23 protein-coding genes are annotated in these 25,331 nt (G+C 47.8%); 16 read left to right on the forward strand and 7 right to left on the reverse strand.

The annotated features are described in order from the left end of the window. Positions 1 to 88: 88 nt before the first annotated feature. Both proB and H6F51_09290 read right to left on the reverse strand, forming a co-directional pair. Positions 89 to 1,192, reverse strand: a complete 1,104-nt coding sequence (gene proB / locus H6F51_09285) for a glutamate 5-kinase (protein MBD1822689.1) — start codon at positions 1,190 to 1,192, stop codon at positions 89 to 91. 176 nt (positions 1,193 to 1,368) lie between these two features. Then, the gene (locus tag H6F51_09290) at positions 1,369 to 2,418 is read right to left on the reverse strand and encodes an NACHT domain-containing protein (protein ID MBD1822690.1); all 1,050 of its coding nucleotides are present in this window, start codon (positions 2,416 to 2,418) and stop codon (positions 1,369 to 1,371) included. 304 nt (positions 2,419 to 2,722) lie between these two features. Here H6F51_09290 and H6F51_09295 point away from each other — a divergent pair, with 304 nt between their 5' ends. The 4 genes from H6F51_09295 to H6F51_09310 all read left to right on the forward strand — a co-directional run bounded on the left by H6F51_09295 (position 2,723) and on the right by H6F51_09310 (position 5,906). Next, complete coding sequence (locus tag H6F51_09295) at positions 2,723 to 3,259, forward strand: hypothetical protein (protein ID MBD1822691.1); 537 nt, start codon at positions 2,723 to 2,725, stop codon at positions 3,257 to 3,259. A 77-nt stretch (positions 3,260 to 3,336) separates the two neighbouring features. After that, positions 3,337 to 3,600 carry a hypothetical protein gene (locus H6F51_09300; protein MBD1822692.1) on the forward strand — a complete coding sequence of 88 codons (264 nt, stop codon included), beginning with the start codon at positions 3,337 to 3,339 and terminating at the stop codon, positions 3,598 to 3,600. 85 nt (positions 3,601 to 3,685) lie between these two features. After that, a complete protein-coding gene (locus H6F51_09305; GenBank protein MBD1822693.1) occupies positions 3,686 to 4,453 on the forward strand; it encodes a chitinase in 768 nt (255 codons plus the stop codon). Then, the gene (locus H6F51_09310; GenBank protein ID MBD1822694.1) at positions 4,416 to 5,906 is read left to right on the forward strand and encodes a hypothetical protein; all 1,491 of its coding nucleotides are present in this window, start codon (positions 4,416 to 4,418) and stop codon (positions 5,904 to 5,906) included. Before H6F51_09305 ends, H6F51_09310 begins: the two co-directional genes overlap by 38 nt. A gap of 55 nt (positions 5,907 to 5,961) precedes the next feature. Here the strand turns inward: H6F51_09310 and H6F51_09315 are convergent, their stop codons facing one another. The 3 genes from H6F51_09315 to H6F51_09325 form a co-directional block, all read right to left on the reverse strand. Beyond that, the gene (locus tag H6F51_09315) at positions 5,962 to 6,537 is read right to left on the reverse strand and encodes a hypothetical protein (GenBank protein MBD1822695.1); all 576 of its coding nucleotides are present in this window, start codon (positions 6,535 to 6,537) and stop codon (positions 5,962 to 5,964) included. 73 nt (positions 6,538 to 6,610) lie between these two features. Next, positions 6,611 to 7,747 (reverse strand): carboxynorspermidine decarboxylase, encoded by a 1,137-nt coding sequence (gene nspC, locus H6F51_09320; GenBank protein MBD1822696.1) that lies wholly within the window; start codon positions 7,745 to 7,747, stop codon positions 6,611 to 6,613. Positions 7,748 to 7,749: 2 nt separating this feature from the next. Next, on the reverse strand, positions 7,750 to 8,949 hold the full coding sequence (locus tag H6F51_09325; protein ID MBD1822697.1) for a saccharopine dehydrogenase family protein: 1,200 nt from the start codon (positions 8,947 to 8,949) through the stop codon (positions 7,750 to 7,752). A 318-nt stretch (positions 8,950 to 9,267) separates the two neighbouring features. Here H6F51_09325 and H6F51_09330 point away from each other — a divergent pair, with 318 nt between their 5' ends. The 5 genes from H6F51_09330 (at position 9,268) to H6F51_09350 (ending at position 15,579) form a co-directional block, all read left to right on the forward strand. After that, a complete protein-coding gene (locus tag H6F51_09330) occupies positions 9,268 to 10,587 on the forward strand; it encodes a methyltransferase domain-containing protein (GenBank protein MBD1822698.1) in 1,320 nt (439 codons plus the stop codon). Positions 10,588 to 10,713: 126 nt separating this feature from the next. Further along, the gene (locus H6F51_09335) at positions 10,714 to 11,256 is read left to right on the forward strand and encodes a type IV pilin-like G/H family protein (protein ID MBD1822699.1); all 543 of its coding nucleotides are present in this window, start codon (positions 10,714 to 10,716) and stop codon (positions 11,254 to 11,256) included. A gap of 102 nt (positions 11,257 to 11,358) precedes the next feature. Then, the gene (locus tag H6F51_09340; protein ID MBD1822700.1) at positions 11,359 to 13,584 is read left to right on the forward strand and encodes an O-linked N-acetylglucosamine transferase, SPINDLY family protein; all 2,226 of its coding nucleotides are present in this window, start codon (positions 11,359 to 11,361) and stop codon (positions 13,582 to 13,584) included. A gap of 38 nt (positions 13,585 to 13,622) precedes the next feature. Further along, a complete protein-coding gene (locus H6F51_09345; GenBank protein ID MBD1822701.1) occupies positions 13,623 to 14,822 on the forward strand; it encodes a glycosyltransferase family 4 protein in 1,200 nt (399 codons plus the stop codon). A 13-nt stretch (positions 14,823 to 14,835) separates the two neighbouring features. Continuing rightward, positions 14,836 to 15,579, forward strand: a complete 744-nt coding sequence (locus H6F51_09350) for a hypothetical protein (GenBank protein MBD1822702.1) — start codon at positions 14,836 to 14,838, stop codon at positions 15,577 to 15,579. 9 nt (positions 15,580 to 15,588) lie between these two features. On the opposite strand, the gene H6F51_09355 is transcribed toward H6F51_09350, so the two are convergent. After that, entirely contained in the window at positions 15,589 to 17,652 is a 2,064-nt protein-coding gene (locus H6F51_09355; GenBank protein MBD1822703.1) for a hypothetical protein, read from the reverse strand. 405 nt (positions 17,653 to 18,057) lie between these two features. On the opposite strand from H6F51_09355, the gene pgl reads away from it, so the two are divergent. Both pgl and H6F51_09365 read left to right on the forward strand, forming a co-directional pair. After that, positions 18,058 to 18,774 (forward strand): 6-phosphogluconolactonase, encoded by a 717-nt coding sequence (gene pgl, locus H6F51_09360; GenBank protein MBD1822704.1) that lies wholly within the window; start codon positions 18,058 to 18,060, stop codon positions 18,772 to 18,774. A gap of 90 nt (positions 18,775 to 18,864) precedes the next feature. Beyond that, the gene (locus tag H6F51_09365) at positions 18,865 to 20,187 is read left to right on the forward strand and encodes an ABC transporter substrate-binding protein (GenBank protein MBD1822705.1); all 1,323 of its coding nucleotides are present in this window, start codon (positions 18,865 to 18,867) and stop codon (positions 20,185 to 20,187) included. A gap of 60 nt (positions 20,188 to 20,247) precedes the next feature. On the opposite strand, the gene H6F51_09370 is transcribed toward H6F51_09365, so the two are convergent. Continuing rightward, a complete protein-coding gene (locus tag H6F51_09370; GenBank protein ID MBD1822706.1) occupies positions 20,248 to 21,453 on the reverse strand; it encodes a phosphoglycerate kinase in 1,206 nt (401 codons plus the stop codon). 114 nt (positions 21,454 to 21,567) lie between these two features. Between H6F51_09370 and H6F51_09375 the strand changes: the two genes are divergently transcribed. The 5 genes from H6F51_09375 (at position 21,568) to ispG (ending at position 25,307) form a co-directional block, all read left to right on the forward strand. Beyond that, the gene (locus H6F51_09375; GenBank protein ID MBD1822707.1) at positions 21,568 to 21,966 is read left to right on the forward strand and encodes a universal stress protein; all 399 of its coding nucleotides are present in this window, start codon (positions 21,568 to 21,570) and stop codon (positions 21,964 to 21,966) included. A gap of 3 nt (positions 21,967 to 21,969) precedes the next feature. After that, positions 21,970 to 22,548, forward strand: a complete 579-nt coding sequence (locus H6F51_09380; GenBank protein MBD1822708.1) for a Uma2 family endonuclease — start codon at positions 21,970 to 21,972, stop codon at positions 22,546 to 22,548. Between the two features lie 6 nt (positions 22,549 to 22,554). Further along, a complete protein-coding gene (gene ylqF / locus H6F51_09385) occupies positions 22,555 to 23,394 on the forward strand; it encodes a ribosome biogenesis GTPase YlqF (protein MBD1822709.1) in 840 nt (279 codons plus the stop codon). 395 nt (positions 23,395 to 23,789) lie between these two features. Then, positions 23,790 to 23,978, forward strand: a complete 189-nt coding sequence (locus tag H6F51_09390) for a hypothetical protein (GenBank protein MBD1822710.1) — start codon at positions 23,790 to 23,792, stop codon at positions 23,976 to 23,978. Positions 23,979 to 24,083: 105 nt separating this feature from the next. Continuing rightward, complete coding sequence (gene ispG / locus H6F51_09395) at positions 24,084 to 25,307, forward strand: (E)-4-hydroxy-3-methylbut-2-enyl-diphosphate synthase (protein ID MBD1822711.1); 1,224 nt, start codon at positions 24,084 to 24,086, stop codon at positions 25,305 to 25,307. Positions 25,308 to 25,331 lie beyond the last annotated feature (24 nt).

Consider the following 25,331-nt stretch of genomic DNA (forward strand, 5'->3'; position numbering starts at 1 on the left):
CAGAATAGGTCACTTGAGTCACAGGTCTCCTCGGCAGGGGTGATTCGGGATTGAGGGGTTATTCGGGATTGAATTGTAGCAGGGGCGATCACGAAAGGACAAGATTATCACGATGTACAACGGTTTCTTCGCCCACATAGCCGAGAATCTTTGCAACTTCGTCAGATTGACGACCCCGGATCTTTTCGAGTTCGTCACTGTTGTAGTTGACGATGCCCCGCGCAATCTCGACACCGGAGCGATCGCAGATTTTGACAGCGTTCTGACTATCGAACTCGCCTTCGACTTGAATAATTCCGGCAGCTAAGAGCGATCGTCCGGATGTCCGAATCGCCTTCACCGCGCCTTCATCGAGATACAACTGTCCAACGGGAACAAGACCATGAGCAATCCAGCGTTGACGGGCATTAAACGGACGCGGTTGCGGTTCAAATTGAGTGCCGATTAATTCACCCGAAAGAATCTTCAGTAGGTTTTGCGGCGATCGACCCTGGGTAATCACCGTTCTCACGCCTGCTCCCGTGGCAATTCGAGCGGCTTCGATCTTCGTGACCATGCCCCCTGTGCCCCATTGCGTCCCGGAGCTTCCGGTTTGTACCTGTGCAAGTTCATCGATATGGTTGACGATCGTAATCGGTTGAGCATCAGGATTGCTGCGGGGATCGGCAGAGTATAAGCGATCGACATCCGTGAGCAAAAACAACCAATCCGCATCGACCACGCTTGCCACCAGTGCGGAGAGTGTATCGTTATCGCCAAACTTCAATTCATCGGTAGCAACCGTATCGTTTTCATTGACGATCGGAATGACCCCCAAATTGAGCAACTCTTGAAACGTGCGGAGGATATTCACGTATCGGCTGCGTTGAATCAAATCTCCACGAGTTAGCAGCACTTGCGCGATCGGTTGTTGCAGCGCTGTGAAAAAGTCATCATAAATCCGCATCAAGCGCCCCTGACCGACTGCGGCAACCGCTTGCTTAAGAGACATCGATCGCGGACGTTCGACCAAGCCTAATCGCGCACATCCGACGCCGACCGCACCGGACGACACCAGCACCACGCGATGTCCTTGTCGGCGCAACTGACTTAAAACTTCCACCAAAGCCGCGATCGTCGCCAATGCAAGCTGTCCCGACTCTGGCTGAGTCAAGCTCGAAGTCCCGATTTTCACAACAATCGTCTGAACCATGAATCAAACTGTAAACCGCTTGATTATCGTATCAACCTGGCCATCCTATTAAGAAATCTGGGCGAATCAATTTGCGACTCTAGAAACAAAACCCTCCAACGCGGACTCACTTTGCGAGAGAGGGCACTGTCAATCTTGAACTTGCGCTTAGTTCTTGATCTACGAAAGAGGTCTATTTAAGCAGTCTGAATATCGAGTGTTTGTTCGCCCAAATAGTTTTCAATGCTACCGTTAGACACATCGAGAACTGAGCTTGCAGCAATCTTTAACGCTAGAGGATTGCCTTCGTAGTGCGCTACGATCGCTGCAATTTCCGCAGGAGTTCCCTGTAAGCCTTTTGCAGCTAGAATCTGTTCTGCTGCTGCTGGCGTTACTCCAGCAACGGGCAGCGATCGAACTGCTAATTTTTCGCCTTCAAACGCAACCACTTCGGCGGGCTTTGCTCGACTCGTTAGCACAACACAACTCTGATGAGGAATTTCTGCAACGCGGCGCAAAAGCTCCCCGTAGGCTTCATAGCTTAATTGATATTGATTTGATTGCGTTCGACCAGTCAGGAGCATATCGAAGTGATCCAGAACGACTAAACACCGTGACTCACGCAAGCAGTGAATCAATCGAGAAAGTTGACCACCAACAGTTGCCGGAATATCAGTGTTGGGCGCAAGCAATTGAATTAAGTCTGTTAATAGCTCAGTCAGCGTAGGTGTATCGCGCAAACTTCGCCAGATTACAAACTTAAATTCGGGTTTTACAAGCTGAGCTAATTTCACCGATAACGCTGTTTTACCGATCCCGCTTTGACCGAGTAGCGTCACCAACCGACAGCGATCACACACGATCCACTGTTGCAGTTTGGTTAATTCTTGAGTGCGATCGTAGAAGGTTGATACATCAATGGCATCGCCCCAATCTTGATAAGATGTTGTAAAATCTGTTATTTGTTCCGACCTAAATTGTGATTCTTGTAGCGGTTTCTGTCCACCCCTCTGTACAATCGCTTTAACGTTGTGCTTAGTGACTTTTTCGCTGTAAGCGCCTGAAAGCGATCGCCAAAGTTTGTAGGCTGTATCTTTGATATAACCGTAGTCGTAGCCCGACATCTGGGCAGTTTGAAGATACGATCGACCTTCCCAAACTGCACGAAATACAATTTCTTCAACTTGATTGAGATATCCCCGATCTAAAGCGTGTCCGATCGTCTTTAATGCTTCCTCAGTAGTCATTTCCTTTATCCTTCAACAGCAAAAGTTAGCGAAGATGAAATTTCACCTTGCTAGTTGATTATTTCTGATGCAATTACAGCGGTCTGCGAATCCCTTGCTCTGACAAACTCAATCTAATGAGTTAAACGAAAACTTCGACTTTCTTCGGTATTTCTTCTGACTTTCGTCCGACTATATTCTGACTTCTTCCGCCCGTCAAATCGTTTATAAAAAACTTAAGATTCACGAATAGATGAGTTGGTCAAGCAGATTACGTTACGGTTCATTTGTAACTAAAAACCCCAAATTCATAGGAGTCGCTTTCATGTCCAAAGTTCTAGAGTTTGTTGCACAACCTGATGTGAATACCTGCCAAAGTGCTTGTATTGCTAAAGTTTTAGGGACTGATGACGTTTATGGAATTCGCGCAGATTTAGACGCGATCGGTGTTGCTGGCGATCCTAGTGTGATGGGTAAATATCTTCGCCCGCGTGTCAAATCTTACGAGTTCCTTCTGACGGGATCTTTGAACGATGCTAAGGCTGCCCTTGATGATGGCTGTGTTGTAATCACTCATGGCTGGTTCAGCCATTCGGGTCATGTCATCTGCCTGGTTGGGTACGAAGCCGACCCAAATACACTCTCTTACCGTTTCATCGTTGATGATCCGTATGCAGAGTTTGATTTTTCGAGCGGTCAGTATGACACCTCCAAGTCTGGCAATAATGTACGCTACTCCAGCTACGGCATCTATGCTTACTGCGTTGCGGCAAGTGGCTATGGTGACGCGGATGCAATTTACCACCGCAAAACATTGCTCTCAACTGAGCAAAACGCCTGGTTTCACATCATCAAGAACTAACAAACTGAATCCTCTTTGAAGGAATCTAGGGTCGCATCTCCTCAAGAACCACAGCAATTATAAAGGAGCAACAAGTTATGAAATTCTGGAATCCAGAAGTTATTCGATCGGCAACACCCCTCGTTTTAGCAGGAGTCGGAGCTGCGATTGGAATCTTAGTTGTCGTGAATAAGGATGTCGATAAAGAAAAAGCAACGGCTGCGTTTGGCTTAGCAGGAACCGCGATCGCAGGTGCTGCGGGTCTCGCTCAGTCCGGTAAAAGCGACTCTGACTTCTCGGTTAAGCAGCGAGGGGAAGATTTGGAAGTTACTACACCGAGCAAGGAATTGGTACAAGAGTGAGATCGAGGACTCGATCGACATCCAGCGGCTCTGAAGCTGCTCACATTTGTCTACTGAAAACTCATTGGAAATTTAAGCAAAAACAATGCACACAATTGTTGCTAAGACTGAGACTAAGCTAAAGAAAAAGCTGCTGGATTCATCACAGCTTGAATCGCATGAAGTTGTAATCGTTCCTGTTGGTAAATCCTACGGGGTGGTTAGCTTTGAAACTGCCGAGAATGGGCATTTCAAAGTGACACTTGCAGCTAATAGCGGAACATTCTATATGTTCAACGAACACTGGGAAGGATTAAGCAGCAGCGCAGTGCAGCCGTTCATTGCTTCTACAGCAGCAGCCCTGATCACCAAAGCGCAAGCAGAAGCAATTTTTGGCAATCCGCTCCATGACCAAGAATTTCGGGATTTGAATGCTTGTTTAGCACGGTATGAGATTAACACTCCCGTAAGAATGCGTCACTTTCTCAGCCAGATTGCTCATGAGTCTGGTGGGCTGCGCTGGTTAAAGGAACTTGCCGGTGGAACTGCCTATGAATTCCGCGCTGACTTGGGCAATGTGCATCCGGGAGACGGTCCGAAGTACAAAGGAGCAGGCGCAATTCAGCTTACCGGACGAGCGAACTATGCCGCTTTCGCGCAGGCGATCGGTGATCCTAAGGTGATGGAAGGCTGTGAGTATGTTGCAAAAATCTATCCTTTCTCTAGCGCTGGATTTTGGTGGCACAACAACAAGATGAATGCGTTATGTGACCGAGGTGGAACCGTTGAGGAAGTCACGTTTCGCGTCAATGGAGGTTACAACGGTTTAGACGATCGTGAACAATACTACGAGAAAGCCAGAAAGGTCATTTAGCTTACGGGGTGACAGACAGGCTAGAAAGTGCGATCGCCAACTCAACATCAACGATCGCACTGCTTCTGAGCAAAGCATTACGTTAACGAATCTCATTCAAGCTTTTGAGGTACTAGACATGAACGGAAATACACTGCCCAAATTAGACTTTACACATCCTGAGAACTCTGTACATCCTGGTGAGCTTGAGCGCTTGCAGAAGGAAATTAATAAGCTGATTCCCATTTCGGATGCGCTAGTGTCGTTGATTAAGCTACGTGCAATCTCGATCGGAACGCCAAGTAAGGTTAATCACAAGCCAATTGGATGGCAGTTACGTTTAGGCCCGGTGCGCGTCTCGATCGGAACGCCAAGTAAGCCGAATTGCCGATCAAAATCTACATCTGATTCCAATTACCTTAAGTCGGAGAATGAAGCTGATTATGAGCCTCTGTTGAATTTAGCAGCTCCTGTAAATTCCGTTTGCTTAAAGCAATACAGCAATCAATTGAATGATCTTTGGTCTACTCCTGATGCTGATGATACTAAGGTAAGAAAGCAATTAGCAGATCTCAAAAACAAGGTTGATTTGATTTATCAGAGATTAAATGGTCTTTTTAATAACTCGATCGGGCCAATCTCAATCAGAGAAAAAGTTATTAAAATGTATGTCTCTAAGATTGGTCATTTAGAGTTTAAAAAAGAAGCAGAAAGTAACTGCGAAATTATTAGTATGTTACTTGAATCTATTAGTCATCTTCTAGAAACTACCGAATATCCTCCTAAAGATTCAGCGACGATTTGTACAACAAAACTATTAAAACTGGATGTACTAGACGATAACGATAGAGCTAATGCAGTGATTGGGGACATGATTGCGATCGAACTTCGTCGATTACACGTTGAGCAATTAGTTAAGAAAGATCGGAGACGCCGTACTAAAACGCTTTCAATGGTCACTGGCTATATTCTTTTCATTGCAACTTGCATTATCATTTTGCCACTGCTCACAACAATTTTTCCAAAACTTTCTGATATTTCTTTTCTTGGATTTATCAAGGTTTTTAACGTTATTAACTCAAATCAACCTTTGGCTGAACATAACATTCACCTTCTAGGAATTCCGGCAGCGGTTATCATTTGGAGCTTTATTGGTAGTTTTGCTGCAACAATTCATCGATTTAATCGTAAGTCTGTCTACTTTTTCGATGATGCAACTAAATGGATGATTACTCGTCATGTTCAAGGCATTGTTCTAAGCTCTGCATTTTATTTGATTTTGACTTCGGGATTGTTTCTACCTTCTAGCGGCGATAATCAAATTACAGGGAAGGTAATCCTTGTATTATCGTTTTTGATTGGCTTTAGCGATCGCTTTGTAGATAGTGTTTTTAACACATTAATCGAACGGTATTCGGGAAAATCAAAATCATCGGAGCAGAAATCGAATCTGGACGATCGAGATTCTGAATAAAATGCAACGCCCGAATTCCATTCGATAGGCATCCGCAACCCGTGCAAAGGTCTAATTAATCCGGCATCGCAAAGCCTGTTATTAGATCGCGGATATACAAGCCCAACACTAGCGAATTCATCACTTCATCCCAAACAGGCGTGAGCTTTTCTGCTTGATCTGCCCAGTAATCAAACGTGATCAGACATTGAATCCTTGAGCCAAGCCCGACACAAATCCGGGAATAGGCTTCGCGATTTTCGTTCGGATCGATGAACTTAATTTGTATCCAGGCAATTCGAGCAGTTTGGCGTTTTAGTGTGATAACTTCGCTTTGCTCGATCACATCGCGCCGGTCTTCGATCGCAATCTTTTTTACGGTATGCGCGAGTGGAAACAAGCTCCAATCGTTTTCGGGCAGGTGGTTGTAAGAAACTTCCAGCCGACAGTCGTCGTTTGGCGGTGGCGCGTCATGGAAGCAAAAAGATTTTTCATCGGGTTCAAAATGCCAATCTTGCGGCACATCAAATCGCACGGCACCCCGCCCCGCCACAAAAATTTTGTAGCCTGGTTTAGAGTTCCAGCCGTGATTGTCGCTCATTTGCAGCGTTTCTTTGATCCACTCTGGCTTGCCTTTTTTGCGTTTAGACATAAAGAAACCACGATCGCGTCAAATCACATCGTAAAACATGATTTTCACGATCGCGGTTGATCTTCTGCAATCTTCACCCAACTCTGGAGCGATAATCCTCGTAGCCAAACTGCCGCCACAGTTCAAACGATCCATCTCGCTTGAGGCAGCCGATCGCGGGGTGAGCTACTCCGTTGAACATCGTGGTTTTAACCATCGTGTAGTGCATCATGTCTTCAAACACAATGCGATCGCCGATCGAGAGGGGTTGATCGAACTGATAATCTCCGAGGAAATCCCCAGCTAAACAGCTTGATCCACCCAAACGATACCCGACTTTTCCAGCTTCCAGCACCGAAGCACCGACAATTGCAGGCTGATACGGCATCTCTAAGCAGTCAGGCATATGAGCGCTAAATGACACATCTAGCATGACGTGAGTGAGATCCTGAACCGGAATCAGATCTAGAACTGTGCTCAATAAGAATCCGGTTTGCCAGACGATCGCAGACCCCGGCTCTAAGTACAACTGCAAATGCGGATAGCGATCGTGAAATGCAGAAAGCACTGCGATCGCGTGATCCACATCATAAGTTTCATGCGTCATCAGATGCCCGCCGCCCAGATTCAACCACTGAATCTGAGGCAGCAAGTGACCATAGTGCTGCTCAATCTGAAGCAGAGTCTTTTCTAACGCAAAAGAATCGCTTTCACAGAGATTGTGCGATAGAAAGCCACTGATGCCATTGGGTAAGCGATCGCCCAATTGCTCCGGCAAAACTCCTAAACGTGATCCAGGCTGACACGGGTTATAGAGCGCAGTTTTGACCGGGGAATACAACGGATTAATCCGCAGTCCGATCGATGTAGACTCTGCCAACGATCGCGATCTTTCCCACTGGCTTAATGAATTAAACGTCAGATGAGAAGCACGATCGAACAATTCCGGCAAATCCTGATCGCGATAGGCAGGCGAGTAAACGTGCAGCGCACCGCCAAACTCTTCTGCTGCTAACCGAGCTTCCCAGAGCGAACTTGCCGAAGCACCGGCGAGAGACTTCCGAATCATCGGAAAACTATGAAACAGTGCATACCCCTTCAGCGCCAGTAGCACTTTCACGGGAGCCGATCGCTGGACTCGCTCAAACACTTGTAAATTGCGCTCAAGCCGCGCTTCATCCAGCACAAAGCAAGGCGACGGAATCGTCGCCAAAGTTGTATTGTCAATCATCGCTAGACCTCCGCAAACGGCGAGGGATGTCCAATCACTTCATGCCACGGTAAACCAAGCGCTCCGATTCGCTGCATAAAGGGATCAGGATCAAGCTGCTCGACGTTGAACACTCCTGGTTTTTGCCAAGCGCCGTTTACTACCATCAAGGCTCCGAGCGCTGCTGGAACTCCGGTCGTATAAGAAATCGCTTGCGCTCCGACTTCTTGGTAAGCCTTGGCGTGATCGCAGTTGTTGTAGATGTAATACTGCTGCGGTTTGCCGTTTTTGATGCCGCGCAGATGACAGCCGATCGAGGTCTGCCCCGTGTAGTTTGCTGCCAGCGAAGATGGATCAGGCAAAAGCTTTTTCAGGAGTTTCAAAGGAATCACAGGTGTTCCTTCATAATCAACGGGATCAATCCGAGTCAAACCCAGGTTTTGCAGCACATCTAGATAAGTGAGATAGCTCTGGGAAAAGGTCATCCAGAATCGCGCTCGCTTTAGGGTTGGAATATGTTTGACCAGCGATTCGAGTTCTTCGTGATAGAGCAAGTAGGACTCACGATCGCCAATCTCCGGATACTCGATCGACTGGTGCATCGACAACGGCGGTACCGTGACCCATTCGCCTTTTTCGTAGTAGCGTCCGGGTTGCGTAATCTCGCGAATATTGATTTCTGGGTTGAAGTTCGTTGCAAAGGCGCGACCATGGCTCCCAGCATTGCAATCCACGATATCGAGTTCGTGAATCTCATCAAAATGATGTTTGAGAGCATGGGCGGTAAAGATGCCCGTCACACCGGGATCAAAACCGCAGCCGAGAATGGCGGTTAGTCCAGCCTCAAAAAAGCGCTCTTGGTACGCCCACTGCCAGCGATATTCAAATTTGGGATTGTCGGGAGGCTCGTAATTTGCCGTATCGAGATAGTGTACGCCTGCTTGCAGACACGCATCCATCAGCGCGAGATCTTGATAAGGCAATGCTACGTTAATCAGAATATCGGGGCGAAACGTCTCCAGCAGCTTTAGGGTTTCGGGCACGTCATCCGCATCGAGTTGTGCGGTCTGAATGGACTTTGTAGAAATACTCTGGGCGATCCGATTACATCGCTCTAGAGTCCGGCTGGCGAGTAGGATTTGATCAAACTCTTCCAGTGCAGCAAGTTTGTGAGTAACAACGCGGCTCACCCCACCCGCTCCAACGACCATCACTCGTGCCATTTTTTCTCCTTAAATTAAGTCGGTTTTGGGAGTGCTATCAGTTCCCCTAATTAGGTCAGACACATCATTATGCCATGTGATTTTATTTGATGTGGAATTTGTATGAGGCAAAGACGGAAAATACTGCTGTGGATTTAGTTCTCTCGACGATCGCCTCAGCGATCGAGCTTAGATTTCGGTTGCTCGACAGATTTGCTCACCTGATTTTTACCCTAGCTGCATCAAGCCGTAGCTTTACGGAGGTCATTCTTGAAGATGCGTGCATATTGGTAGGAGTTTTCCGTTTAAGCCCTGAATTCGAGAGAAACCACGATGACAATGACTCCGCTCAAGTCTGACTTTTTAGAGAAGATGCGTCAGCAGTTCGACAATGCTCCGTATCCCAGAATCCCCTTAGAAGAGTTTCCCAAAAATCCAAGAGCACTCTATATTCACAGCCTGGTCACTGCTTACTATCGTCGGAATCAAAAAGTAGTGACTCCGGCTGGAAAACTGATTTTAGATGCGGGTTGTGGAACCGGATATAAGTCCTTGGAATTGGCGATCGCGAATCCGGGCGCGAAAATTGTCGGAATTGATCTGTCTCCGGCATCGGTGGATTTAGCCCGGAAGCGATTGCAGTACCACAACATCGAGAATGTCGAGTTTCACGCGATCGCGCTTGAAGATCTGCCCAGTCTGGGAATGCAGTTCGACTACATTAATAATGATGAAGTGCTGTATTTGTTGCCTGATCCGATCGCGGGATTGAAGGCGATGAAAGAAGTGCTGAAGCCGGACGGAATTCTTCGCACAAACTTTCATAGTTCATTGCAACGAATAATTTATCATCGCGCTCAGAAATTCTTTAAGCAGCTTGGCTTTATGGCTAGACCTGAACCTGAAGCTGAAGTAAAACTTGTGCGAGAAATAGTGAAATGCCTGAAAAATGATGTGTTCGTGAAACAGTATGGTTGGAATTCAAATTTTGAAACCAGCGATGAGGCAGTTTTAGCGAACTATCTGCTTGACGGGGATAAAGGCTGGACAATCCTAGAGTTGTTTGAAGCGATCGAGAGCGTGGGACTAGAACTAATCTCAATGGTGAATTGGCGGGAATGGGATTTGCTCTCACTGTTTAATGACATTGGTGAATTGCCATTTAATGTGATGATGGGTTTTTCAGATCAGTCGATCGCGCAACAGCTTCATCTCTACGAGTTATTGAATCCTCGCCATCGATTGCTAGATGTTTGGTGTGGATTGCCTGGACAATCACAACAATATGAGTCGATCTCAGAATGGAGCGATGAAGCTTGGCAAACTGCGATTGTGCATCTACCTTTGCATCTAATTACCGATGAGTTTCGCGCAGCCTTAAAGAGCTGTGCGACTGAGGCGAAAATTTTTGAGATGAATCGCTTTTGTCCACTGACTGATGAATCGATTGTGATTGATAGTCAAGGGACAGGATGCTTGCTGCCGCTATTAGAGAAATCACGATCGGTGCGGGAATTAGTTCAATGGTGGCAGAAGTTGAGACCGATTGATCTAGTGACTTTGGAACCGACCTCAGAAGCCGAAGCATTGGCGCGGGTGAAAGAATTGTTACAGCCTTTAGAAGAAAGCGGCTATGTCATGATCGAGAGTGGTGTTTAGTGATTCGCCAAATTCGGATTCAAGATTTTCTCACTTCAGGTGATATCAAATCTGATCACGCTGGGCAGATTAGATTCAGGCGTTAGAAGTTCAAACAAACCACACCTTAAAGGAGAAGCGTCTCTCATGAAATCTGAATTGAAGGCAAAGTTCCTCAGCCACTTGGTCTCGAAAAAAAGAGAAGGTGGTTTCACCCTGATTGAATTGCTCGTTGTAATCATCATCATCGGTATTCTGTCGGCGATCGCGCTTCCTTCGTTCTTGAACCAGGCAAACAAAGGTAAGCAATCTGAAGCGAAGCAATATGTTGGTACAGTGCTTCGGACTCAGCAAGCGTTCTACATGGAGAAAAGCCGCTTCGCAAGCAACTTGGCTGATATGTCCCAGCCTGTTGCTGACTCGACTACAAACTACAACTACTCCACCACTGGCTCTGCTGCTGGTGCCGCCACCCCCGCAACTCATAGCTTGAGCTTGGGAACCTCTAAAGTGACCGCACTTCGCTCCTATGGTGGAACTGTTGTCTTGACGACGAACTCCACCACCAGTGAAACAAATACGACTGGAATTCTGTGCGAAAACAACGCTCCTGGAACTACAGCAGTCGCCGTTGGTACTGTTAGCGGTACTACCCTTGCTTGTGGTAGTGGCTCCACTCAAGCTCAGTAATTTAGCCTAAAGCTCAAATTGCTTAATCCGAAAGTGAGTAGATTCTCTCTGCTCACTTTCCTTTTTTTCGTCTACTATGTCCGAAATTGCATCAGCCTCCGTATGTCTCCTTTCACTTCCCCCTCAAGCCTATCCATCGATTGGCAACATCAAGCTGCCCTCTACACTCAGCAAGACAGTTTTGCTCAAGCCGCCGCCCTCTACGAGCAAGCAATTGAGATCGAATCGTCTAACCATTCGCACTACTGGCATTTAGGATTACTGCTGCTGCTTCAGGAACAAGAAGAAGAAGCCCAAACGACTTGGTTATTTGCGCTCTCTGAAATTGATACCGACCAGATGGATGCCGCCGTTGCTGAACTCAGTCAAATTCTGCATACTGAAGCAGAACGCCGCACCGCAAAACTAGAGCAAACAACTGCTTGGGTAATTCGTCAGCATCTTCGAGAACTATGCCCTGAGCATATCGAGAACTTACTACACATTGTCACACTCTCGATCGACCTCAATCTTCTAACTGATTCACTCCTCGAAGACATCGGACTGATTGAGCAGCTTGCACAACCGAACGCCCAAGTTTCGCTTGAATATCTCTGGCAGGTGTTCGATCGACTCTTAAAAACGGCTCCCGCTTCTGATGCGCTGCTTGCCTTTGTCGAAGTTGCAATTTTGCATTTACAGTACAGTGATGCGGCAGCAAACTCGGTCATCGCTGCACTCCTGCGCTTTGGATTCACAGCGTTTGAGGAAGAATTTGCTATCCGTATTGCCGAATGTGCGCTCAAAATTAATCCCGTTCAGTCTGACATTCTAGGATTACTAGCCGCCCTGCATCATAACCTGGGTAATCACCTAAAAGCGGTTGAAGTCGCTAAATTTCGCTATCAGCACTCTGAAACGCTGATTGAACAAATTTACTCAAACGGCTTAATGTTGCGGGGATTGCTTGGAGCAGGCGGACTCTGGCAAGAGGCGGTCGAAGCCGCACAGCATCATCGAACTCTACTAGAACGCCTAGTTCAGCAACCTCCGTCTGATGCTCGACTGTCCCAACTCACGCGCCTATTCAATTCAGGCTATTACCTCGCCTACCTCCAAGACCAGCCGCAACAATGGAGAACTCTAGAAAACCAAGTCATCAAGCTTGCCCAAACTGGATTTCAAAATCATGCCGCCACGATCGGTAAACTCTACCATCATCAAAAGCGCGATCGTATAGGTCAACGGCTGAAAGTTGGCTACCTGTCCTACTGCATGGCAACGCATTCAGTCGGTTGGTTGGCTCGATGGTTATTCCAACATCACGATCGAGAACAAATCGAACTTCACGGATATTTTCTCGGTTATCGAGAAGCCTTTGATCCGCTGCAAGCTTGGTATGCCGACACCGTTGAATATGCTCACAAGTTCACGACTTACGCCGAAGCAACCTATCTAGAAATCGCGGATCAAATTTACCAAGATGAGATTGATATTCTGATTGATCTAGACAGTATCACGCTGGATGTAAGCTGTCAGATTCTCTCGCTCAAACCTGCCCCAATTCAAGCAACTTGGCTGGGTTGGGATGCGTCAGGTTTACCCACAATCGATTACTTCATCGCTGATCCTTACGTGCTTCCCGACGATGCCCAGAGTTATTACCACGAAAAGATCTGGCGTTTACCGCAGTCTTACATTGCAGTGGATGGCTTTGAAATCGATCCCCCAACCTTACGCCGCGAAGATCTCAACATTCCCAAAGATGCGATCGTGTTCCTTAGCGCTCAACGCGGCTACAAACGCCACCAAGATCACGTCCGTTGCCAACTCAAAATCATCCAGGAAGTTCCAAATAGTTACTTCTTAATCAAAGGACTCGCAGATGCGAAATCGGTTCAAGAGTTCTTTTTCAAACTGGCTGAAGAAGAAGGTGTATCTCGCGATCGACTCCGATTTCTCAAGGGCGATCCCTCTTGTCCGATTCATCGCGCCAACTTACAAATCGCCGATGTGGTTCTCGATACTTTCCCCTACAATGGAGCCACCACCACAATGGAAACGCTCTGGATGGAAGTTCCGATCGTTACTCGTGTCGGTGAACAATTCGCGGCTCGGAACAGTTACACAATGATGATGAATGCGGGTGTAACAGAAGGGATCGCTTTTAACGATCGCGAGTATATTGAATGGGGTGTACGGCTCGGAACCGATGCAGCCCTACGGCAAAGTGTCATTTCTAAGCTACATCAATCAAAGCGATCGGCTCCTTTATGGAACGGCAGACAGTTTGCCCGTGAAATGGAACGCGCTTATCAGCAAATGTGGGCAATTTACACCCAAAGCTGAGGATTGTTCTTGAATTGTATTGATATCTGGAGGTTGCTTTGACTGCTTCAGTTATTTTCGATCGCGCGATTTCCACTCAACGCGCCAAGTCACTCAGAATTCTGATTCTGACGAATCTCTATCCCCCTCAAGTGTTAGGAGGATATGAACGCTCGATCGCAGATTTCGCCAGATTGCTCCAACATCGAGGGCATCAAGTCCTAGTCCTGACCAGCGATGCTCCAGGATTGTTTGGTGTTCATGAAAGCCGCTATCCAGAACCTCCAGTCGATCGCGCCTTTTTGCTATTGGGTGAATGGTCTGCTGAGGGAGCGAGACATTTTGACCCAGAAACGGTTCGCGATCGCTTACAGCACAATATCCAAGCCTTAAAACAGCATATTGATGAGTTTCATCCAGATGTTTGCTTTGCTGGAAACTTGGATTTTTTAGAAGTTGGAACTGAATTGATTGATGCACTGTTAAACCGAAAAATTCCGATCGCTCATTATGTGATGAATGCGAATCCGGGTTATGTTGCCGAACTTGCGCCAAGACGATCAGCATACCGCTACATCACTTGCAGCAATTGGATTATTCATAGCTTAACGGCGCAAGGTTATCCGATCGCCAATGCTCAAGCCATTTATCCAGGTGCAGATGTCGAAACATTCTATCGATCGGAGTTACCAAAACGCGATCGGCTTAGAATCGCTTATGCCAGCTTAGTTGCACCCTACAAGGGCGCGGATGTCCTGATCGAAGCTTTAGCCATTCTGAACGCGAGTGGAATTGAGTTTAGCGCCACGATCGCGGGTGGAACCTTTCAGCCTGACTTTGTGGAAGCGCTGAAATCGTTTGCGGTTGCTGAGGGATTGAGCGATCGAATTGACTTCCCTGGTGTGTTATCTCGCCAACAGCTTCGAGAGCTTTATCAAACTCACAATGTTCTTGTTTTTCCTTCTCGCTTCCAAGAGCCATTCGGAATCAGTCAAATCGAAGCAATGGCAGCCGGACTGACGCTGATTACCAGTGGTACAGGTGGTGCAGGCGAGATTGTCTATCCCGGAGAAGATGGACTGCTCTTTGAATCTGAAAATCCTTTATCACTGGCTGATGCTCTATCTTCTCTCGCAGCAAATCCTGAAGCCTGGAAGCAGCTCGCTCAGAACGGACAACGCAAAGCAATGACTGAATTCACGCAAACGAAAGCGCTTGCAAAACTAGAAAGCATTTTGTTTGAACTTGTCACTGTCTAAATTCTGAATTGTTATGGTTAAGACTAATTTTCCCTTGCAAATTCCCGGTGTTGATGTTGAAGCTGTGGAGCTTTTTAGCGATCGTGCAACTTTATCAGAGCAGTTAGAGCAGTTCGCCAATCTCTACGATCAACGCCCTTTCGATAATACAGGTGGAATTCGATTCGACTCGGCTTTTGCCTACTGCTATTTTCTCAAACGCATCACACCTGATGTCGTAATCGAGTCTGGTTTCTGGCGTGGTTTTTCAACTTGGCTGATCGATTCAATCCTGCCGAATGCAGAACTATATTGTCTTGATCCAGTTTTGATGATGCCGCTCAATCTTTCAACGTGCTATCGGTCTCCTCGTGCTGGCTACAGTACACAAGACTTTTCCTGCGCCAATTTTGAGCTTGATCCATCTGTTCAAACTTGTGCAATCTTCGATGATCATCAAAACGTTGCTCCTCGAATTGAACAGAGTTTGAGATATGGAATTCAGCACGTCCTACTCGATGACAATCAGTATGAAGACACCTATCACACCAGCATTACTCATCTACTCAAGCGGAACGATCCGATTTTGCCTGAACTCTTTAGTTGGATTGATGAGTATTATCTTTTCCCAGCGCTGATTCCGCCTGTAATGGAAGGCTGTCCACTGGAGCCGCTGTGGGATGAAATGCCGACGCGATTAAAACATCTCGATCGCGAAGAGCATTTCGCTTACAGTTGGGTGACTTATCTCCGACTCAAACCTGAGTTTATTTGCTAAGTACGATAACTAACTCGCTGTAACGGTGATAGGAATGTCTTTTGGTTTCGCGCCTTTTTCGTCGAACCAACCCACACCCTCCTGAAACATAGAGAGTCGCAGGGTATAGTTGCCAGGACGATCGGGCGCTTTGATCATTGTATTGATACCGGCTTGATCAAAGATGCCAAACGTCCAATCTTTGCGATAAATCAGCGTCCAGGGTAGTGGAGTTTGCTCTCCTTTCGTCACCTCGCCGCTTTCATTGATCCAACGGTAAGCAAACCGAACCGGATGGTAGGAGGCATTAAAGGGATGCTTAACTTCAAACTTTTTGGTACGCGGTTCTCGATACCAAGGGAAATTGCTGCGAGTCTGAACCACCGTAAACAATTTTGCTGTGTTTCCAGCAGCAATCTGTTTTGGGACTTGCACCTGAATAAATTCTTGCTCAAAAACCTGGTACTTTGGATCAATCTTAACGCTTAGCTCATACTGTTTCTTTGAGATGCTTTCTGACGTTTGAGTATTCACTAATGACAGCTTCAATTGATAGGCCCCATAGTTCACGGGTAGCTCAACAACTCCGATCGCACGAGCATACTGAGTCGGATGAGTCACTCCAGGGATGTAAAGCATACCCTGCTTTGCAACCTGATTCTCCTGGTCGTAAAATTGTGCGCTCACTGCGATCGAGCCACGCTTCAGACCTGTATCATATCCTAGCCACTTCGTAGCCCCTGTATTCTGAAGATCGACTTGCAGCAGAGCAGCATTACTGGGAGCGCCTACCACAGTTCTACCTTCCCAAGCTTGATTCAAAACTTGAACGTTTTCAATTTTTCCATTAAGTCCAGAAAAAGAAGAAGCTGGATTCTGAGGCAAACCGGTTAGCTCATGAAACAGATTTCTCGCACTCCGCTCGATCGGGCTATCGTGCCAGTCCCACAATCGACCTACTCCGGCACTGGTATTAACATCAATCTCAACTGGAATCCCATTCCAATCAAGACTGCCAAATTTTGTAGTAAATGCACCGACACATTGAACGAATGTAGAAAATAGCAGGAGAGCCAGGAAGCAAACTAGCGAATAGTTAATTCTTTTACCAAGTGTCGCACTCAATTCAACGATGTCTGCTATCGCATAGCCTACTAACAGACAAAAGATAGGTAAAGCATCGGCTAGAAATCGATTGCCGTAAGTCCAAGAAGCCCACCAGACCGAAAAAAAGCAGTAATTAATAAACAACACCACTGCGGCACTAGCAAAGCAAAGCAGTAATTGTTCATCTCGCTTGGCTCTAAACCTAAAGACTTGAAATGCTCCAGGAATCATAAACAATAGAACAGGCGAAAACGTAAATAGACCACGCGCAGGACTGAACAGCAGACCTAGAGAGGCTTGAGTCACCGGCTCGATCGAAAAGTCATATAGTCGCGTTTGGCTGGCATAGCCGCCCAAAAACAGCGTTCCAAAATAATACAAATTCCAGCTAATACAGAGAAGTGCCGAAGGTAGCCCGAACAATAAAAAAACGCAGTCTCGGCGGTAAATAAAGACAGCATAAACAACTGCTGCAACCAAAAAAATAGCATCCGTCGGGCGAATACCAGGAATCAAGCCAGATAAGACTCCTGCTGCAAATAATAGCCACTTCCGAGCTTTTCCCTGGGTTCGGTTCGCCTTCAGAAAACAAAGCAAAATCCCACAGACTGCTAAATTCGCTCCGGTATGTTGCAACATCGATTGGGAATTTGTCACCCAGTTCTGAGTTGCAAAAGCATAGGTAAACGTCAAAATTATGCAGACTGTTTGATTAAATTTAAGTCGAGCAGCTAGATAAAACAGAACCACTGCAGTTGAAGTGGTCAAAGTTCCTGCTAGCTTCTCAAAATAAAGTCGATCGGGTTCAAAAATAGCTGAATGAATGTTAAATGAGTATAAGCTGGACTGTAGAAATACATCGCTCGTTAGATGCTGTATCCAGCGAATGACTGCAAAAACGACATAGAAGGGAAATGTGATGATTGCAGTGCCGATCGGATAGGCAGCGGTTAAATGTCCGGTGGGAGACTCTGTAAAGTACCACACCACATTATTAGAGAAATAACTGTCCCTAAAATTATCAAAATTGAGTTGGTGATTAAAAAGCCAATTAAATGCAAGCAGTGTATTCGGAGTCGCGTCGTGAGTTGTAATCGTTCTATCGTTTGCTAGATAGACATAAACGCAGCTTGCAAAAATTAAACAACATTCAACCGCAAGCGAATGCTTTTTGATCCAATGGCTAATTTTCATGACTTGGGGGCTAAGTTTAACAGGTGGAACACTGAGGGGAGTTAATATGCAGAGTACCCACTTCTGTTGCAGCAATTGCCCTTTACCTACTTCTTACCTACTTCTTTAGACATCGGATTTCTTACATCGATCTAAAGACAGCAGAGATCTGAAAATTCTTCCCTTATCCTGACGAAGAAGAATTGTGAAATTGCTCTGATGAATCCACAGATTGAAATTCTCGCTGATCTAAATGCGCTCGTCGATCGTGCCCTCGAACTCGTGGTCGAAAACCTCCACGCTGCGATCGCAACTCGCAACATTGCCACGATCGCGCTTTCCGGCGGTAGCACTCCCAAACCGCTCTACGAAAAACTAGCGCAGCAAAATCTTCCTTGGGATAAGCTCCACATCTTTTGGGGTGACGAACGCTATGTTCCGGCAGATCATCCCGACAGCAATCAACGCATGGCTCGTTTGGCTTGGTTGGATAAAGTGCCGATTCCCCCTGCAAATATTCATCCGATGCCAACCGATGACGCTGCTCCGGCGATCGCCGCTCAAAAACACGAAGCCGAACTGCAAACCTTTTTCAACGCCAAGCCGGGAGAATTTCCCGCTTTCGATTTGATTTTGCTTGGTATCGGCGATGATGCTCACACGGCCTCCCTGTTTCCTCATACCCCTGCTTTACAAGTGCGCGATCGTCTCATCACTGTGGGCGACAAAGATGGCAATCCCCGCATCACCTTCACTGCACCGCTAATCAATGCAGCACAGACCGTCATCTTCATGGTGGCGGGCGCAAGCAAATACAACGCCCTCACTCAGATTTTTGCCGACCAAGCAGATGAAAATACTTACCCTGCAAGACTGATCAAGCCGCAAGGTGAACTCTGGTGGTTACTCGAACGATCGACGAATTTCAGTAAATAATGCTGAATTTCGGGAGTCTTGGGTTTAAAATCGGCTTCACTTAAGATCTACACTCGGATTTCTCGATCGTTCAAAGGAGTTGAACCTGCAATGAGTAACCTGGCTTCTCGCCCTAAACTTGGTCGCGCTCTGTCGCTGGCTGCCCTCACGCTCTCTGTGGGGTTACTTGCTGCCGCTTGCCAAGAATCCACCCCACCTACCGGACAAGGCGGAACGGCATCACCTGCTGGCTCTGCCGCACCTGCTGGGGGCTTAAAAATCGGTTCGCTCCTGCCTTCAACGGGAGACCTCGCCTCAGTCGGACAGCAAATGGTCAACGCTGTTCCGATGCTGGTGGATGCCGTGAATCAGTGCGGTGGTGTCAACGGTCAACCTGTTACCCTTGTTAGCGTAGACGACCAAACCGATCCCGCCGCAGGTGCAGAAGGCATGACGCGATTGGCAGAACGGGAAAAAGTCGCGGGCGTTGTCGGTTCGTTCGCCAGTAGCGTTTCAACGGCTGCGATCCCGATCGCCGTTCGCAATAAAGTTGTCCTCATCTCTCCTGGAAGCACCAGTCCTGTATTCACTCAGCAAGCCAAAGAAGGCAAGTATCAAGGCTATTGGGCAAGAACTGCACCGCCCGACATCTATCAAGCGCAAGCGTTGGCAAAACTTGCCAGTGAGCGCAATCTGAAAACGGCTGGAACGATCGTGATCAACAACGATTACGGGGTTGGCTTTGAGCGCGAGTTTGTCAAATCGTTTGAAGCGCTGGGTGGCAAGGTGACGAACAAAGACAGACCGACTCGGTATGATCCGAAGGCGACGACCGTTGAAGCCGAAGCCGCCGCAGCTTTTGCCGGAAATCCACAAGTGGTCATGGCAGTGATGTATGCCGACACGGGCAGCTTGATTGCGAAATCTGCTTACGAACAAGGAAAAAGCCAGAATATGCAGTTTTTATTCACCGATGGCGTGTACTCGCAGGATTTCGTGGATAAAGTTGGCAAAGGACAGAACAACCGATCGATTGTCGCCGGAGCGCTTGGAACCGTTCCGGGCGCGAGTGGTGCAGGGTTAGCTGCCTTTACCAAACTGTGGGAAGAAAAGCAAAAACGTCCGCTCGTGGCTTATGCGCCTCATGCGTGGGATGCCGCTGCGATTTTGGCATTAGCCGCGCAAGCTGCAAAGTCAAATACGGGCGAGGCGATGAAAGATAAGCTACGCGAGGTGACGAATGCACCCGGAGAAGTGGTAACGGATGTGTGTAAGGGCTTAGAGCTGCTGCGTCAAGGAAAAGACATCAACTATCAAGGTGCGAGTGGGGATGTTGATATTGACGCAGCAGGCGATGTTGTCGGTAGTTACGATGTCTGGACAGTTGAACCGGATGGAAAGCTGAAGACGATCGGTAAAGTCAATCCGAGATAAAACACAACCCGTCGATCGCAGTTATTTGCGATCGACGGGCTTGCTTAATTTCAGAAAACTCTACGCTTCATCGAGCGCTGCAATTCCCGGAAGTTCTTTGCCTTCAAGCAGTTCCAGACTTGCGCCACCGCCCGTCGAAATGTGGCTCATTTGACTTGCCACTCCGACTTTCTCAACGGCTGCAACCGAATCGCCGCCGCCAATAATGGTCGCTGTACCTTTCGGGGTGAGTTCAGCTAAAGTGTGCGCGATCGCCTCAGTTCCTTTGGCGAATTTATCCATTTCAAACACGCCCATCGGCCCATTCCAGATCACGCTCTTGCAGTCAGCCAGAGCCGCTTGGAAGGTTTTCACAGAGTCGGGGCCAATATCTAAGCCCATCCAGCCATCGGGGATATTTTCGACGCTCACGGTTTGAGTGTTGGCATCGGGCGCAAAGTTATCGGCAACCACAACATCAGTTGGCAGCAGCAGTTCAACGCCTTTCTCTTTCGCTTTCGCTTCCAAGGATTTCGCAAGTTCCAGCTTGTCTTCTTCTACCAAGGATTTGCCGACCGACAAGCCACGCGCTTTATAGAACGTGAACACCATACCGCCGCCGATCAGCAATTTGTCTACCTTATCGAGCAGGGTTTCGATTACGCCGATTTTGCTGGAAACTTTCGAGCCACCAACGATCGCTGCCAAGGGACGCTGAGGATTTTCGATCGCGCTTTGCAGATATTGCAGCTCTTTCTCGATCAGCAATCCTGCAACAGAAGGCTTAAGGAATTTGGTTACGCCTTCGGTCGAAGCGTGGGCGCGGTGAGCGGTTCCAAATGCATCGTTGACGTATAAATCTGCAACTGAGGCTAATTTCTCAGCAAATGCCGGATCGTTCTTTTCTTCTTCCTTGTAGAACCGCACGTTCTCTAGCAGCAGAACGTCTCCAGGCTGCATCGCATCGACTTTCGACTTCACTTCATCCCCGATACAGTCATCGGTCTTGACCACGGGCTTACCGAGCAGTTCTGAAAGTCTTTTTCCGACCGGAGTTAAGCGATATTTATCTTCGGGGCCATTTTTCGGACGACCGAAGTGACTGGATAAAATTACTTTTGCTCCTTTTGAGGTGAGCGCTTCGATCGTGGGCAATGCTGCGCGAATTCTCGTGTCATCGGTAATGTTCCCTTGATCATCCACAGGCACGTTGAAATCTGCCCGAACTAAAACACGCTTGCCTTGTAATTCGGCGGACGATAAATCATTGACAGTCTTTTTCGGCACGATCTTGGCTCCTAAATGAGTCTTTCTACCTATTTCTTATTTTTCCATTAATCGCGTCACCTATGATCGAAGTTTCTGTAATGCTGGAAATAAGTTGAGTCTGGATTTGAAATTATGTTTAAGACTGTATTGTTTCCGATCGATGAAAGCCGCGATTCCCGTCAAGCGGTTGAAACGGTTGCGGATGTCGTCAAAGTGCATCAAAGCCGCTTGATTCTGCTCTCGGTAGTGGAAACGATGAGCGATCATCCCGATGCGATGTCGTCTCCGACAGCCGTCGCGACACTGCTGGAAAGTGCCCGTTCGCTCTTTTCGCAGCAGGGGATCGAAGTCGATGCGATCGAGCGCGAGGGCAAGCCTGCCTTTACCATTTGTGATGTCGCTGATGAGGTAGAAGCCGATTTGATTATCATGGGATGTCGGGGTCTCGGACTCACGACCGAAGGCGCATCCGATAGCGTCACCAATCGAGTGATCAGCCTTTCTCCCTGTCCTGTCCTAGTCGTTCCTTAACCGATGACTCAAGCCAAACCCAAATTTGCCACGTTTGAAGAGTACCTGGAATTCGATGACGGGACAGATAATCGCTATGAGCTGATCGATGGAGAATTATTCGCCTTGCCACCAGAATCTGAGCCGAATGATTTTATTCCTAACCTTCTTCTACTTAAACTTGTAGAGGCAGGAGTTCCACCTCGGTTAATTCGCCCTCATACCTGCGAAGTTCAAGTTCCAGTGCTGCAAAGAGAAGATGCAGCAAACCGATATCCTGACTTGGTGATTCTAGATCAAGTTCACCTAGCTCTGACTCAGAAACGCCTTACGATCCTAATTGACGCACCGCCTCCTCAGCTTGTCGTTGAGGTACTCAGTCCTGGAAAAGCCAATCGCGATCGTGATCTCATTCGCAAACGCGCTCAATACGCCAAGCGTGGCATTCCTGAGTATTGGCTAATTGATCCCGAAAATCGATCCATCACGGTTCTGGCACTTCAAGGTGAGGAATACGCTGAAATCGGAACATTCCAGGACGATCGCTCGATCCGCTCCCTCCGATTTCCCCAACTCACGCCCGCCCAACTCTTCGAGAATTAACTTAAGATGTCTGCACCTTCCATCCAGTGGTATCCCGGTCACATTGCCAAAGCTGAAAGAGCGCTTCTAGAGCAACTCAAGCGCGTCGATGTCGTGCTGGAAGTTCGGGATGCGCGAATTCCTTTGTCCACGCATCATCCGCAGGTCGATCAATGGATCGGGGAGAAAGGGCGAATTCTGGTAATGAATCGAGTGGATATGATCCCGCAAAAAGCAAGAGAGCAGTGGACACAGTGGTTTCAAGAGCGGGGCGAGGAGCCACTGTTTACGGATGCACAGCACGGCAAGGGGATCGAAGCGATCGCCAAAGCTACCCAAACGGCAGGAGTCAAAATGAATCAGCGCAGACTCGATCGCGGGATGCTGGCTCGTCCCGTTCGAGCCGTTGTTATTGGCTTTCCCAATGTCGGAAAATCGGCGCTGATCAATCGACTCCTCAAACGGCGAGTGGTCGAAAGTGCCCGTCGTGCCGGCGTAACGCGGCAACTGAGATGGGTGAGAATTTCTGACCAAATCGAATTACTCGACGCGCCCGGAGTTTTGCCCAACAAGCTTACAGATCAGCAAGCCGCCATTAAACTAGCCATCTGTGACGATATTGGCGAAGCAGCTTATGACAATCAAAGAGTTGCAGCATCTTTGGTGGAATTGTTGCAGTCCTCCTCTGCGGCATTGGAATCGCGCTACGGACTCGCGATCGCAGACCTAACCGGAGAAAGCTATATCAAAACCTTGGCAGACCTGAATTACAAGGGTGACGCAGAACGCACCGCACGACAAGTTCTCACTGACTTCCGCAAAGGAAACTTAGGCACGATCGCGCTGGAATTACCTCCAAATGAGTAACCTCTGATACAAAGCGGCAAACAGTTGGGGACACAGGGAAAACTCGCACAGCCCTCCCTCCTGTTTGTATCATTTCGTTTTTTCCTCCGGATTAGCCGTCTCTTAGCTGAAATCAGAATCGTAGAGCAAAATTGTTTTCAAAGTCTGGGAACATTCTCGCTTCAAATTCGTCAATCTGCGTCAAGGCTAGTTCTGGTCTGGGTTTGAACAATTTGGATAATTCAAAAAATTGTTCACTGCTATACCGCTTTTCTTAGAGAAGCTCCTCTAAGATCTCAACCATCGATTTAGCCTGAAACTTCTGTCAGTCGAAAGCGTAATTCTACGGAATTGCATAAATCCATTGGGTTGTTCGTACTGAAACTCGTTCACTTGTGGCTGTTGGGGTGTTTGCTATGTCACGAATTCGCGAAGTCGTTCAACAAGCGCTAACGACCGGACTGCTCTCGATCGAAGCCGAAAATCAACTGCGGCTTCTGCTCTCCTCGAAGTACGATCAAGAAGATTTTCGCGCCTTTATGACGCTGCAAAGTGCAGCAATGGCAGGTTCTGTTAAACAAGAATCTCGCTTATGCCGGGGATAGGCGGAAAATCCGGTTAAATGGTTCATTTCTATGGCAATCTGAAAGACAGAAGCTCTCATTGGTGAGATTCTGTCTTTTTTGCTATCGACCCATCATCCCCGCGTTATGCAAACTCTGCCTACCCCGATCGCCTCGGCTACTCCGGTGGCTCAGTATTCCACTGACACTACGATTCATCGTCGCAAAACTCGCTCTGTTCCTGTGGGTAGCATCTCGATCGGCAGCGATCATCCCGTCGCCGTTCAATCGATGATCAACGAAGACACGCTCGATATTGAAGGGTCAGTCGCGGCAATTCGTCGTCTGCATGAGATTGGCTGCGAGATCGTCCGCGTCACTGTTCCTAGCTTGGCACACGCGAAAGCGATGGAAGAAATCCGCGATCGCCTGCACAAAACTTATATGCCCGTTCCGCTCGTTGCAGATGTGCATCACAACGGCATGAAGATCGCCCTAGAAGTGGCAAATTACGTCGATAACGTGCGGATTAATCCCGGTCTGTATGTGTTTGAAAAGCCGAAAACCACCGAATACACGCAGGCTGAGTTTGACGCGATCGGCGAAAAGATTCGAGAAACGCTTGCTCCACTGGTGATCTCCCTGCGAGATCAGCACAAATCAATGCGAATCGGCGTGAACCACGGTTCGCTGGCGGAACGGATGCTGTTTACTTACGGTGATACCCCAGAAGGGATGGTAGAATCCGCGCTCGAATTCATCCGCATCTGCGAGTCGCTCGACTTCTACAACCTTGAAATCTCGCTTAAAGCCTCAAAAGTTCCGGTCATGCTGGCGGCGAATCGTTTGATGGTCAGACGCATGGACGAACTAGGGATGGCTTATCCGCTCCATCTCGGCGTGACCGAAGCGGGAGATGGCGAATATGGTCGGATTAAATCCACGGCTGGCATCGGTACCCTTTTAGCTGAGGGCATTGGTGACACTATTCGCGTTTCTCTAACCGAGGCTCCAGAAAAAGAGATTCCCGTTTGCTATGGCATTCTGCAAGCGTTGGGGCTGCGGCGCACGATGGTTGAGTATGTGGCTTGCCCGTCTTGTGGTCGCACCTTGTTCAATCTAGAAGAGGTCTTGCAAAAAGTCCGAGAAGCCACAAATCATCTAACCGGATTAAACATTGCCGTGATGGGCTGCATCGTCAATGGCCCAGGTGAAATGGCAGATGCCGACTATGGCTACGTCGGGAAGCAGGCGGGCTACATTTCCTTGTACCGAGGACGCGAAGAGATCAAGAAAGTCCCAGAAGATCAAGGCGTTGCAGAACTGATTAACCTGATCAAAGGGGACGGCAAATGGATCGAGCCGAAATAGCAGCAAGAGAAAGCGAAACAAATC

Source organism: Cyanobacteria bacterium FACHB-DQ100 (assembly GCA_014695195.1).
In the GTDB taxonomy this organism is placed as follows: Bacteria; Cyanobacteriota; Cyanobacteriia; order Leptolyngbyales; family Leptolyngbyaceae; genus Leptolyngbya.